Raw genomic sequence first — 13,023 nt, 5'->3', positions numbered from 1 at the left:
GTACTGCCGGTGTGCACGGATAACCGTTTGCTAGCACACATAGTGCGGTGCCGCATTTGGCCGGTACGGGAACAGCATGCCGCAAGCGTGCGCAGAAACGGGTACGCAAGGGCCGCCGCGGCCAGCGGCCTCAGTCTTGTGTCATGTTTGCGCCGATGTCGCCCGATGTGGTGGCAATACCAGCGCGGGCAGGACTGCGCAGATGGCTCCACAACGACCGGGCTGTCTCGCAAAACGCGGTCGCGCCACGTAGTCCGGATCGATGCAGGTTGGACGCGAGACTGTGCGCCAGTGCCAGCAGCAGGAAGATCCCGGCTTTTACCCGGCGGTGCTGGTAGTGGCTGTAGCGGTGGAGCGTCGCATAGATGCGGGAGGCTTCGGCCAGGTGGCCGGCGTCGAGGGGTTCGGCGCCGGGGATATGCTGGTTGGCGGCGCTCGGCAGCCATTCGATACGGCACCCGCCGTCGAGCACGACATGGCTGGCCAGGTCGATCACGTCATAGCCACCGGCCAGCCTCTCGTCGAATGCGACGTGCCGGAACAGTTCAGATGGAAACACCGTGCTGTGCAGCACCACTGAGCAAAGGCGCTCGCCGTGGCAGTAGTTCAGCGACGGGTACCCCAGGAATGAACTCTTCTTCGGCTTGCACTTCTGCCCGTCGCTCAGGCTGGGGCCGGTGACGATCAGCGGTGTGGCGGGGCCGGTGCCGCTGCGGCGATAGAGATAGACATTGTCATCCGCGATCCGTTCGGCCACCTGCTGCAGGAACGTTTGGCCAAGCACCGTCTCGTCGTCGATGAACAGCACGTGGGTGCCCGTGATGACCGGGAGCATGCGATTGCGGTTGGCGGCATTCCCGCGTCGCGGCCCTTCCAGGTATCTTACCGCGGGAAACTCGGCGCGCATCATCTGGCGCGTGTCATAGTTCGTGCTGTCGTCGGATACCAGCAACTGGTGCGGCGGTATCGAGGACGCAAACGCGGAATGCAGCGCGCGACGCAGACCGGCGGGATGATTGCGGGTGCAGATGCAGAGCGAGAAGCTCGGCAGGGATGTGCTGGCTGGCATGATGCCCTCCATGGCAGGTACTTGGCGGGCCGATCGATTCGCGGCAACGCACGCGCCATGGCCGGTGCAGGTTTGCCATGGACCCGTTGCGTTTGCTGATTGCCTCGCCGGGCGGTACTCAGAGGCGGCGTGCTGTCTCCGCCGTCGCGGCGTCAGGCGCCGCGACGGCCGGCGACGCGCGCTGCTGGCGCGGCCGCCGTACCATTGGCGTCGTCAGAGCGCCGCGCTGCCGGCACTGTGCGCCTCGCTGCGCCGGGTGCTTGCCGACGCCATGGTGGTCACGCGCTCGTCGCCACTGACCCAGTCCAGCGTCGCGCCGCGCTGCAGGGCGGCGTAGACGGCCTCGCCCTTGTTGCGGACCTTGAGCCGCTGGTACAGCGTGCAGGCGTGGCTCTTGACTGTCGCCACCGAGATATTGAGCATGCGGCTGACCGTCTTGATCGGATGGCCGCGTGCGAGCAGTACCAGTACCTCATACTGGCGCGGCGTGATCTTGAGCATTTCCGCTTCGTCGTAGCTGGGCTCCGCGTCGTCGGTGCGGGACGACAGCGATTGCGCGCTGGCCAGCACGCTGCGCAGTGCCGAGCGCGGCGTCGCGGCGCATGCGGCGACCACGTGCGGATCGGCATGCACGGCGACAGCCAGCGGCAATGGTGCTGCCGATGCGAGCGAAGCCGTTGCCGGCAGAGCTGAGCGCGATGCGGCAGGGGCCGTTCCGACGCCCGGTTCGGTTGCGAGCAGCAGGCCATGGCTACCCGAGACCGCCATCCGGATGGCGGCTTCTATTACCGGCAACGCTGCCGACTTGGGCAGGCAGCCGCAGATATTGCGCGCACTGTCGGCGGAAGGTACCCACAGCGGGAGCGCGTCGGCCAGCACCAGGATGCGCCTGGGCGCGATCAGTTCGCGTACGTGGTCCAGTTGCTGCCAGCCGGAAACAGTATCGGCGGGCATGCCGAACACCATCAGGTCGGCGTTGCGATGACTACCATCAAGGTGGGCGAGGTCGGTGGGCGAGAGGTTAACGACGTGCCCGGTACCGTGGATGTTCTCGAGCATTTGAAACAGCCCGAGACTGAGCAAAGGATGCTCCTCTATCAGCAACGCGTTCATGCTTTTATGACTCCCCGTTAATCGGAGCAGGGAGTGCGGGACGCTTTTGCGTTACGGAATGCCAGCCTGCATGGCACACATTGGCGGTGCCTGCGAAGTACGCTGTAACCCCGTGCTTCCGTGCTGCAATGTATTCCGTTTTGGGCGGAACAATGTCAGCGCAGCCAGAAGAAGGACCCGAACCCTACCCCGAGAAATCTCGCCCCATAACAGGCTTAAAATCATCTTATGGGCTGGTTGGAGGGAATGCAAGCGCTCCTTTCTCAGCCTGTCAAAAGGATGAATGAGGGAATTTTTACAATCCGGAAAGCGTTGATGGCACTGGCTTGGCGGTGTTAGCCAAGCGTCATTAAAATGGCTGCGGACCGGGTTTCAGAGGTGAAACAAATCGTTTTGCGAAAGTTTCAGCGGTGTAACGGATACTCTCGCCGAGAGGTCCATTTTCGACTTTATTTCACCCTTTCGGGGGTTGGCTGAATATCACCTGATACCGCTTTGCTCCACTATTGAAACTTGGCTTGCGGGTAGAATTTTCCGGCCCTTGCGCCGATGGCTGGGAGGATGGCCAATTAGGACTAATGCAAAAGGATGAGCCCGGTTTCCTACCTCTGGACGAGTGGCGGCGGTCCGATGGACGGCCGGCGGAATTGCTACCGACTCCAAGGGGAGAACGCCGGGGGCTGGTCGGGTAAATGTGGTTCGGAGGACCCTGCAACCCGGGCCGGCGAGGCGAGATAAGGCGCGGCGCCGCCGAGCCGGACGGAAGCGCACTTGTCCCGGCGTGCCGGCAGAGCACTTTCCGTGGAGGGCCGCGGGCTCCTGAGCGGCGCGCGCTATTCTCCGCCCGGACCGATCGCCTTGGCCGCGCCCGCGGGGTCGTGGCTGATCAGCGCGAACAGTGCGCTCTCCAGTTCACCCAGGACCATGTCGGGATCCAGGTGCTGTTCGGCCCAGCGGCGGCCGGCGCCACCCAGATGCGCGCGCAAAGCGGGTTGCGCGGCCAGCGAGTCGATGGCGCCGGCGAACGCGGCTGCGTCGCCGGGTGGCACCAGCACGCCGCATTGGGCGACCACGCGGCCAAGTTCGGTTTCCGGCTCCGCAGTGGCGACGACCGGGCGAGCGCTTGCCAGCATGCCGGTCAGCTTCGACGGCATGACCAGATCGGCGGCGCCGGCGCGCTGCGGCAGCAGGTGGATATCGGCGGCGGCCAGCAGCGACGCGAACATCCCGGCCGGTTGCAAGGGCAGGAAGCGCACCCGTGGCAGCCCCGTGCAGGCTGCTTCGAGCCCCGCCCGCCCGGCACCGTCACCGCAGAAGATGAAGTGCAACCGCTCGTGGCCCGCCAGCAGGCGTGCCGCTTCGGCCATGACGTCCAGGCCCTGCTTGGCCCCCATGTTGCCGGAATACAGTGCCACTACGGCCTCGCCGGGGATTTGCAGTGCACGCCGGGCCATCGCGGCGTTGCCGGCACCGATTTCCTGCAGGTTGATCCAGTTGGGCAGCAGTGCCGCACGGACTGCTTGCGTGCCCTTGCCGCGAGCCAGCGAGACCATGGCCGGCGAGATCGACGAGACCCGGTCGAAGCGCGACATCAGATGATGCTCCACGCGCAGTGCCAGGCGGCGCAGCCAGGGCCGGCGCAGCAGCCCCAGCGCGAAGGCCGCGTCCACTTCGTAGTCCTGCACGTGCAACCAGGTCTTGCAGGCGCTCAAACGGGCGAAGAGCAACGCGCCCGGCGCACACATCAGGGCTGGTTCCACCACAAACAGCACATCCGGGCGCCAGCGTAGCTGCCACATCACGCTGGGCAGGCTGGACAAGGCAAAGCTCGCCAGGTGCAGCAGCCGCATGATCCCGCTGGGCCGCCGCGGCACCCAGACCGGCGCGCGAAACACCCCCACCCGTCCGCGTTGCTCGCGGCGGTACTGCCAGGCGCGATAACCCTCTCCGACGCGCCAGGCCGGATAGTACGGCGGCGCGGTGACGACGCGCACTTCATGCCCGCGTGCGGCCAGCCATTCGGCCTGCTCGCAGGTGTACTTGCCGATGCCGGTGAGTTCGGGGGCGTAGTTGATGCAGTACATCAGTATCTTCATGGTATCGGGTTGCGTCGGTGCTCGGGTTCGGTGCGCGCTTAATCCTCGGCAGCCATGATCCGCATGCAGCCGGCGGCGATGGCCCTGCCCGCCGATGCGGGCGTGTCTTCCAGCGCGATCGCCTGACAACGGGCGCCGGTAGCGGCGGCATCGCCGAATTGCCTGGGCACTTGCGCAAGGCTTCCCGCCAGCGCGGCGGCATCGCCGGCCTTGAAGTACAGGCCGGTAACGCCATCGCGGACCAGTTCTCCGGCATCGTCGTTGTTGACGCTGACCACCACCGGGCAGCCGTAGCTCAATGCTTCGCGCACCAGCGGATGCCAGCGCTGGGCCGCATCTGGCAGTACCAGGCAGCTCGCCTTGCGATATTCGGTCGCGAAATCCGGTTGCGCCATTGCGCCCAGGAAGCGTACCGATGCGCCCAGCCCGAGCGCGTTGGCCGTGGCGCGCAGCCGCCCGTAGCCCGGGCCGGTGCCGACCAGCGACAGCGTGGCAGCCGGCCACGTTTGTCGCGCGGCGGCGAAGGCGCGTAGCAGCAGCAGCAGGGCCGGTGCGTGCGTGAGCGTGCCGATGTGCAGGAAATTTGGCGCATGTGGCGCTGGCGCATGCTCGATGCGCTCGCGCAGCGCGGTGCCGGCATCGAACCTGTCCGGCAGTACCGCGGGCGGGCGGCAGGCGAAGATCCTGCGCGGCGGCACATCGGCGGCGATGGCGCGCGCGCACCCGCGCTCGCTGCCGACGAAGACGCCATGGCAATGGCGCAGCAGCACCGCGTCGGCCAGCGCGCCGAAACGGCCGGGCATGCTGGCAAAGGCAGCGCCGTGGAAAAAGGCAGCGCGCCGCCGTCCCAGTACCATGCTGGCAAGCAACATGGCCCAGTTGTCCAGCCGGCTCTGACCGGCCAGTACCACCAGCGCGCCGGGACTGAGTGTGATGGCACGCACCAGTTGCAGGCGCCGCCGCCAGGTTCCGGCATCCGCGCTGCCGGTGGGAAAGACCACCTGGCCCGGCCATAGCCCGCCAGTGCTTGCTGCCGGGCCGTTCGCCGCGGCGAGCGGGGACCGGGCACGTTTTGCGAAATGGCGAAGCAGTGGCTTCATGTCAGGCCTCCCCAGGTTGCGCCGGCGCCGTGCCGTGGGCCAGCGTGCCGCTTTGCAATGCATCGAGGTAGGCCAGCCGGAGGCCATCGCGCAGCGACACGGCTGGCTGCCAGCCCGTCGCCGTGAGCGCCGTGCAGTCGAGCCGCTTGCGCGGGGTGCCGTCTGGCTTGCCGCTGTCGAAGACGACCTCGCCGCGAAAGCTCACCGTCTGTGCCACTAGTCCCGCCAACTCCCGGATGCTGACTTCCTTGCCGCTGCCTACGTTCAGGAAGCCGGCCGGCGCGGTTTTCCGGTAGGTGTCTTCGGATAATTCCATCACATGCAGGCACGCCGCGGCCAGGTCGTCGGCGTAGAGAAACTCACGCAGCGGCGCTCCGCTGCCCCACACCGGCGCCTGCTGCGCGTGCGCCATGCCGGCTCCGTGGAAACGCCGCAGCAGCGCGGGTATCACGTGGCTGTTTTCGGGGTGGTAGTTGTCGCCGGGACCGTAGAGATTGGTCGGCATCACGCTGCGGTAGTCGGTGCCGTACTGGCGGTTGTAGCTCTCGCACAGTGCGATGCCGGCGATCTTGGCCAGGGCGTAGGGCGCGTTGCCGGGCTCAAGCGGGCCCGTCAACAGCGCCGCTTCGCCGACGGGCTGGGGTGCGAGCTTCGGATAAATGCAACTCGAACCGAGGAACAACAGGCGCTTTACGCCAGCGCGCCACGCCTCGTGCACGACGTTGGCCGCGATCATCAGGTTCTGATGGATGAACTCGGCGGGATAGGTGTTGCTGGCGCGGGTGCCGCCTACGCGGGCGGCGGCCAGGTAGACGGTGTCGACGGCTTCCGTGGCAAAGAAGTGGCGCACCTGGTGCTGGTCGGCCAGGTCGAGTTCGGCGTGGCCGCGCGTGATCGTCTCCCCCTGTCCGCGCGCGTCGAGCGCGCGCACGATGGCCGAGCCGACCATGCCACGATGTCCCGCCACGAAAACGCGTGGCCGCCGCGGCAGCGGCGATGGCGGTGCGTCCGGCGGCATTACGGTGTCGGCTTCACGCATGATGGTGGCGGGCCCGGAAGTCTGCCAGCTTGCCGAACGCATCGCGGCGTGCCGCAGCGCCCGCTCCGCCGCAAAGGATGAGCGGTACGATCTGCATGTCGTCTGGCATGGCACGTCTCCTTCACACGGCACGAGGCCTGGCTCGCCCTCGCGGCAAGCCGAGTGACGGGTAGTGAGGCGACTGTAATGCCCGGTCCTGGGGGGGACTGTGCCCTAGCACACACTTGGCAGCGGGGGCTGGCGCATGCGGCGGCCGAGCAAGCGCGCAGATCGCGCGCCCTGAAATGAAATCGTCCCCGCCGAGGCGGGGACGATTGCGCGATGGCGCGGGATCAGCGTTAGCGTACCCAGTAGCCGGGGCGCATCACCCAGCCGCCGCGCGGGCTTTGCACCCAGCGCTCGGGCACATAGCGCTGGCCCGGCCGCGCGTGCTGCCAATAGCCGCCGCGCCAGTCGTAGCGGCCGCCGTTGGCCGTCCAGTGTCCCGGGACCCAAGCCTGGCCGGGACGCGCGGCCGGACGTGGCTCATAGCGCGGAGGCGGCGGGGCCGGGCGCATGTACGGGTTGCCGTGGTAACCCGGCGGATAAGCCTGGGCCTGGGCCGGCGAGATCAGGCCAAGCGCGGCGCCGGCGGCGAGGGTGGTGAGGGCGAGCAGCAGTTGGCGTTTCATGATTCAGCTCCAGGGATGCGAACGATGCATTGGGTACGGTCGGGGCTTTCGTGCGGGTTGCCGGGGGCCGCTTAATAGCGGTCGTGGTAGCGGTACGGCGGCGGGCCGCCGCGTGGGGGCACCACGATGCAGGCGGACAACAGGGCCGCTGCGGATGAGAGCAAGACAACCAGGGCGATGGCGCGTTTCATGTCGGGGACTCCGTGACTGGCTTCGCGTTGAACATGGCCTCACTGTAGCCATCGGGCCGGCGCCGTTGTGCTTGCACTTGTAAGGCTTGCTCACACTTGCGCAAGGCGCCGCATCCTGCGCCGCATGCCTTCGACTGCCCTTGCGCGCCCCCCGCCAGCCCTTGCCGGCATTGGTTGCGCGGGCTTTGCCGAGGGGCCCGTTGCAGGCTGAAAATAAAACGGGACCGTGACCGGTCCCGTAATGTGGCGTTACATCGGAAATAACTCGCGCAAAGATTTTGCTCACGCAGTGGCGTTTTTGCGTGGCGGAACCCTGGCGTTCAGCCTGAGCGGGCGAGCAGTTTCAGGTCGCAGTCGACTCTCTTGGCCAGGGGCTGGTCGGCGTGCTTCGGTGGTCTCCGGACCCACGCAGAAATGGGTACGCTTTGGGGAAGGCGGGCTTCGTCGGGTGCCCGGGATGGCTTCCGCTATGGACGCGGGCTACTGCCGCCGGTGCGTATCGTCTGCAAGCGGTGCAGCGTGATCTTGCGCACTTCGGCGCGGCTTTCCTCGATATGGCCGGACAGCAGCAGCACGGCCCGCTCCGCGCGCTGGTGCTGGATCTCGCCCAGGATGGCGGCGTGCTCGTCATAGGTGGCGGTCACGCGCGCGGCGCAGGTGAAATCGAGCCGGCGGATGATACGGATGCGCTCTGTCACCTGCCGGTGCACCGTGGCGATCTCGCGGTTGCCGGCCGCGGCGACCAGCGCGGCGTGAAAGGCTTCATCGTGCTGGGCCACCAGGCGGCCGTCTTCCAGCCGCTCGTTTTGCGGCGCGCGCCAGAACTGCGCGAGCCGCGCCAGCGCGCCGTGATCCACCGCCGGCGTGGCGTGCGTGCAAAGCATGCGCACGGCGTTGACCTCGATCAGCTTGCGCAGCTCGTACAGTTCGTCAAAGCGCGTGAAGTCCAGCGGCACCACTTCCCAGCCGCTGCGGAAGTACACCTGCACCAGCGCTTCGGATTGCAGCCGCTGCAGTGCCTCGCGCACGGGCGTGCGGGACACGCCGAGCCGCAAGGCGATCTCGCCTTCGGTGAAACGGTCGCCGGGCAGCATGCGGAACTCGAAGATATCGTCGCGCAACTGTGCATAGACCGCTTCGGTGCGCGAGGAGGCGCGGATTTCCACGCCGCTCATGCGGCAGCCCGCGCCAGCAACGCCGACGGCCGCGGGCAGGCCGCGACGCCCATGGCTTCGAGCGCATGGGCAGCGGCGAAGGCAAGGTCTTCCCGCCATGGCGGCGCAATCAATTGCACGCCGAGCGGCAGGCCATCCGGTCCCGCCAGCGGCACCGTGAGCACCGGCAGCCCGACGCAGGAGACGGGCTGCGTGAGTAGCCCCAGGCTGGCGCGCACGGGAAGCACCTGGCCATTGATTTCGATGCTCTCCCGCCCGGCCGGCGGTGCCGCCACCGGCGTGGCCGGCGCGATCAGCAGGTCAGTGCGCGCGAAGACGCCGAGCAGCTCCTGGCGGAACGCCGCGCGAACCTGCTGCGCGCGCACGTACCACGCAGCCGGCAGGACCAGCCCGGCCGCCAGCCGGTCGCGCGAGAGCGGCTCCATCTCTGCGTACCTGTGCCTGAGGTGCTCGCGGTGCAGGTGCCCGCCCTCGGTGCCGGTGATGATGAAGGCCGCCGAGCGTGCGGCCGCCGCGCCGGGGAGGGTGACGACATCCACTGCCGCGAGCGCCTCGGTCACGCGCCGGGCGGCGGCACGGGCGGCGGGACCGGCCATGTCATCGAAGTAGCCGTCAAGGCGTGCGGCGCGCACGCGCAGCGGCGCCTGCCCGCTCACGGCTTCGATGGGACGGCGCGCGCAGGCGGGGTCGCGACTGTCGGCGTACTGCAGCACATCGTAGGCCGCCGCCAGGTCCGCCACCGAGCGCGCGAAGGGGCCGACGTGGTCCAGGCTGTGTACGAAGGGGTAGCTGCCGCGCCGCGACAGCCGTCCGTAGGTGGGCTTCAGGCCGAAGATGCCGGTGAGCGCCGCCGGCACGCGGAGCGAGCCATTGGTGTCCGAGCCGAGCGACAGCGGCACCAGGCCTGCGGCAACTGCCGCCGCGCTGCCGCCCGAGGAGCCGCCCGCCACGCGGGCGAGATCGTGCGGATTGCGGCAGGTGCCGCGATGCGCGTTCTCGGTGGTGAAGCCGTAGGCGAATTCATCCATGCTGAGCGTGCCCACCAGCACCGCGCCTGCCTCGCGCATGCGGGCCACCAGCGCCGCGTCGCGCCGTGCGGGAGCGTTGCCCGCCAGCACGCGCGAGCCCGCCAGCGTGGTGACGTTCGCCACATCGAACAGGTTTTTCACGGCATAGGGCACGCCCGCCAACGGCGGCAGCCGCCCGCCCTGGGCACGCATCGTGTCGATGCGGCGCGCTTCGGCCAGCGCGCGTTCGCGCGTAACGGCCGTGAAGGCATGCAGCAGCGGATCGCAGGCCTCGATGCGCGCGAGCGTGGCGACGGCCACATCCAGTGCGCTGCGCGCGCCGGTATCGATGTCGCTGCGAATCGTCAGCGCGGACTCGAAGCGGAAATCGTGGACGTTCATGGCCTGTATACCAGGGCCGGCGCATCATGCGCATCGAACGGGTGCGCCAGCATCGGCCCCGCCACCGCGGCGACGCGCAGGAACTGTTCGATCACGCGGGCCTCGGCGTCTGCCGGCAGGTCCAGGCCGTGCAGCCTGAGCGCACTGCGGGCGTAATGCGCCAGCGTCTCGTCGCAAAGCTTGGTCATGGCATTTCTCCAGGGTTTCGTCGCTCCCAGGCCGGGTACTGAAGGGGCGCGCGGAGGCTGGGATCCGAAAGTCCATGCGGCACGGAGATGGCCGTGAAAGGCGATGCATCCACGCGCGCGGCATGTTGCGCTCTTGCTTGTATGCGGTCTTGTATGCAAGCAATGGCTGTGCCACGTAGGCCGCAGCGCGCGCGGTGGGAGGCCGTGCCCGGCACTGCACCGCTTGGGGGCGCGGCGGCCGGCCGCGGGTGCGTATCCACGCCGATATTCCCCGCGGCAGTGCGCGCCCGATGGTGCCGGGGACGGAGCGGTCCACGGCGCAAGCGGGCGTGCGCACCATCTTGCGCAGTGGCACGAACCTTGCGCCGGGGCCGGGAGAGTCCCCATGTTGGTCCACTTCCGGCATGACGCTGCGATCGCCGCATGCCCTGCGGTTTTCGCATAGGGCGCGCGCGCGGTGACGCGGATTCGCGCGCGGCCGGCACCGGGTCTCGAGGTCGTGCGCACGAAAGCGCCGGAGGCGTGATGATGCCGATTGTCCTTGTTGTGCTGGCGCTGCAGGCCTTTGTGCCGGGCGCCACCTCGTTCTCCGCGCTGGTGCGATACGACAGCGCGCGCGCCGCCGCCTGTACCTGGCCGGACGGGCTTCCCTGACATTGCGCAGCGGGAAGCGTCCGTGCCGCCGACACCTGACACATTCAACCGAAAGGACTGCAAATGAACCGTAGCGACGTAACCGACCTGATCATCGAAGCCAAGGTCACCAAGGGCATCCGGTGGGCCGACGTAGCCGGCAAGGTCGGCAAGAGCAAAGAGTGGACGACTGCCGCCTGCCTGGGCCAGATGGCCTTCGACGCGGCAGGCGCGCAGGCCGTTATGGAGATCTTCGGCTTGCCGCCGGAGGCCGAACCGTGGCTGCGCACAGTGCCTTACAAGGGTTCGCTGCCGACCCCGGTGCCGACCGATCCGCTGATCTACCGCTTCTACGAACTGGTCAGCGTTTACGGCAGCACCTTCAAGGCACTGATTCACGAAGAGTTCGGCGACGGCATCATGAGCGCGATCGATTTCCGCATGGACCTGCAACGCGAGGCCGACCCCAACGGCGACCGCGTGCGCATTGAGATGTCGGGAAAATTCCTGCCCTACAAGACCTACTGAGGATCCTCCGGGGAGGTCCGGCACCGGTCGTCCCGCGCGCCGCCGCGCGGGTTTGCTGGCCGGATTGCCGCCTGGATTCCATCACGCAGAAACGGGTACGCCAGGGCTCCGGGTCGCGGAAAATGTTACGCAGAAACGGGTACGCTCGGCCTCCTGGGCGCGCAAAATCCACGCAGAAACGGGTACGCAGCAGGGTCCGGGCACCCACGCAGAAACGGGTACGCTTTGATTTCGCGCTGCGTGATGACCGGGTGATGCCCGCGCGTTGCCGCCCTACGCACCATAGAGTTCGGCCGCAGTCATGCCCGCCGGCAGGCGGGTGAGCGGCAGTGGCGGCGGCGTCAACGGCAGGCGCAGCGCCTGGTACACGGCTTCGCTGGAGAGTCCGTAAGGGGCCGCGTCGGCGTTGTCGAACGCGTAGTAGATCGCCTCCACACCCGTCATGGTCAGCGCGGCCAGGCACATCGGGCAAGGATGGCCGCTGGCGTAGATCACCGCGCCCTTCAGGCTCGGCCGTCCCAGTTTGCGGCAGGCAGCACGGATGGCCTCCATCTCGGCGTGGGTGGTGGGGTCGAAGCTGTGCACGATGTCGTTGACACCGGTCGCAACCAGTTCGCCATCCACCGCGAGCACCGCGCCGAACGGCCTGCCGCCGCGCGCACGATTGGCCTGGGCAAGGCGTATCGCTTCGCGCAGATATTGCTCATGGATAGACATTGGGGAACTCCTGGGCGGGGGCGATGCGGCCTGCCGAACTGCTTTCGCGGGGCGGGAATGCGTAAATATGAAACCTGCCGCGCAAAATTGTTTGAAAAAAATGATATACAATGCCGGGGCTGAAGCCCACCATCGCCTATCCTAAGCCGTCGCGCCGGGGCTGACCTGCAACGTCATGACCAGCGACTGCAGTACCGACATCGGGATCGGCTTGGAGAATACGCGGATGTGCGCGGGTATGCCGCCGCGGTCCGCGATAGCGTGCTTGTCGAGCGAAGTCACCACGACCATCCGGGTCGCGGCAAATTCCTGCTGCGCGTCGATGGTCCGGCACAGGCGGAAGCCATCGATGCCGGGCATGATCAGATCCAGGACGACCAGGTCGGGTTTGCTGCTGCCGATGAGCAACAGACCATCGTAGCCGTTGGTGGCGTCGAGTATTTCGACTGGCGGACTGAGGGTTTCCAGCGCCATGCGGTAAATCTGCAGCAGGTGTTCGTCATCTTCCACCAGCAGCACGCGAAATGGTCTTGCGGCAGTCGCCGTGGGTGCCGCCGCCTGGTTGCGCTGGTCGGCCACCATGCGGTCGACGGCGTCGGCCGGGATCCTGCGATGCCCGCCGTCGGTCTTCCACGCGGGTAACCGGCCGTTCTCGACCCAGAGCTGGACCGTGCGCAAGGACACGCCAAGCATTTCGGCGGCGGTCTTGGTGGAATAGAAACGCAGATCGGTCATAGAGTCTTGTCAACTGCCGCGGCGCGCGCCCGGTACAGTCGGGGCGTTACGTATCGTATTGTTTTCATTATTCTTCGTAAAGCTGCCAAAGCGCAACTTAATGCCAGGAAAACACGCAATTATGATAAAGCATCGCTGATCTGTCGAAGGGAATGCTGCGTGATGCAACTGGCTGGCGGCGCCTGGCGTACCGCGACGATAGGCCAGGACGTGCGGACTGGCGCAGCCGAATAGATCATACTGTGAAGCTTCGCCGCGGGCAGGCTGCCATCGGGGCAGCGGCACCGGGGGCGCCGGCCGCACGCGCGGACAGCGGACTAGCATGGAAGGCTGCGATTCACGGCTGTGATGAACAATAT

General features: G+C 67.3%; 13 protein-coding genes. 2 read left to right on the top strand and 11 right to left on the bottom strand.

Annotated features, from left to right (window positions below; genetic code table 11):
* Window positions 1–130: 130 nt before the first annotated feature.
* From ACZY0R_RS07190 to ACZY0R_RS07150, 9 genes are all read right to left on the bottom strand, one after another.
* Window positions 131–1,069: a glycosyltransferase family 2 protein gene (locus tag ACZY0R_RS07190; protein WP_488857766.1), complete on the bottom strand. Its 939-nt coding sequence runs from the start codon at window positions 1,067–1,069 to the stop codon at window positions 131–133.
* Window positions 1,070–1,282: 213 nt separating this feature from the next.
* Window positions 1,283–2,182, bottom strand: a complete 900-nt coding sequence (locus ACZY0R_RS07185; RefSeq protein WP_488857765.1) for a response regulator transcription factor — start codon at window positions 2,180–2,182, stop codon at window positions 1,283–1,285.
* Window positions 2,183–3,015: 833 nt separating this feature from the next.
* The gene (locus ACZY0R_RS07180; protein ID WP_488857764.1) at window positions 3,016–4,278 is read right to left on the bottom strand and encodes a glycosyltransferase WbuB; all 1,263 of its coding nucleotides are present in this window, start codon (window positions 4,276–4,278) and stop codon (window positions 3,016–3,018) included.
* A 38-nt stretch (window positions 4,279–4,316) separates the two neighbouring features.
* Window positions 4,317–5,378, bottom strand: a complete 1,062-nt coding sequence (locus ACZY0R_RS07175; RefSeq protein WP_488857763.1) for a glycosyltransferase — start codon at window positions 5,376–5,378, stop codon at window positions 4,317–4,319.
* A gap of 1 nt (window position 5,379) precedes the next feature.
* Window positions 5,380–6,417, bottom strand: a complete 1,038-nt coding sequence (locus ACZY0R_RS07170; protein WP_488857762.1) for a GDP-L-fucose synthase family protein — start codon at window positions 6,415–6,417, stop codon at window positions 5,380–5,382.
* 338 nt (window positions 6,418–6,755) lie between these two features.
* On the bottom strand, window positions 6,756–7,088 hold the full coding sequence (locus ACZY0R_RS07165; protein WP_441626116.1) for a hypothetical protein: 333 nt from the start codon (window positions 7,086–7,088) through the stop codon (window positions 6,756–6,758).
* 658 nt (window positions 7,089–7,746) lie between these two features.
* Window positions 7,747–8,454 (bottom strand): GntR family transcriptional regulator, encoded by a 708-nt coding sequence (locus ACZY0R_RS07160; protein ID WP_488857761.1) that lies wholly within the window; start codon window positions 8,452–8,454, stop codon window positions 7,747–7,749.
* Window positions 8,451–9,863, bottom strand: a complete 1,413-nt coding sequence (locus ACZY0R_RS07155) for an AtzE family amidohydrolase (RefSeq protein ID WP_488857760.1) — start codon at window positions 9,861–9,863, stop codon at window positions 8,451–8,453. The genes ACZY0R_RS07160 and ACZY0R_RS07155 overlap by 4 nt, the downstream gene beginning before the upstream one ends.
* Window positions 9,860–10,051 carry a DUF4089 domain-containing protein gene (locus tag ACZY0R_RS07150; protein WP_045236405.1) on the bottom strand — a complete coding sequence of 64 codons (192 nt, stop codon included), beginning with the start codon at window positions 10,049–10,051 and terminating at the stop codon, window positions 9,860–9,862. The genes ACZY0R_RS07155 and ACZY0R_RS07150 overlap by 4 nt, the downstream gene beginning before the upstream one ends.
* 525 nt (window positions 10,052–10,576) lie before the next feature.
* On the opposite strand from ACZY0R_RS07150, the gene ACZY0R_RS07145 reads away from it, so the two are divergent.
* Window positions 10,577–10,705 (top strand): hypothetical protein, encoded by a 129-nt coding sequence (locus tag ACZY0R_RS07145; RefSeq protein WP_488857759.1) that lies wholly within the window; start codon window positions 10,577–10,579, stop codon window positions 10,703–10,705.
* A 63-nt stretch (window positions 10,706–10,768) separates the two neighbouring features.
* Entirely contained in the window at window positions 10,769–11,212 is a 444-nt protein-coding gene (gene cynS / locus ACZY0R_RS07140; protein WP_045236404.1) for a cyanase, read from the top strand.
* 273 nt (window positions 11,213–11,485) lie between these two features.
* Here the strand turns inward: cynS and ACZY0R_RS07135 are convergent, their stop codons facing one another.
* Both ACZY0R_RS07135 and ACZY0R_RS07130 read right to left on the bottom strand, forming a co-directional pair.
* The gene (locus ACZY0R_RS07135) at window positions 11,486–11,929 is read right to left on the bottom strand and encodes a nucleoside deaminase (protein WP_488857758.1); all 444 of its coding nucleotides are present in this window, start codon (window positions 11,927–11,929) and stop codon (window positions 11,486–11,488) included.
* Between the two features lie 141 nt (window positions 11,930–12,070).
* Complete coding sequence (locus tag ACZY0R_RS07130; protein ID WP_488857757.1) at window positions 12,071–12,664, bottom strand: response regulator; 594 nt, start codon at window positions 12,662–12,664, stop codon at window positions 12,071–12,073.
* Between the last annotated feature and the right edge of the window lie 359 nt (window positions 12,665–13,023).

This window comes from Cupriavidus sp. F041 (genome assembly GCF_057814235.1).
Note: the sequence above shows the minus strand (reverse complement) of the source record. Positions and strands in the feature narration are given on the sequence as shown.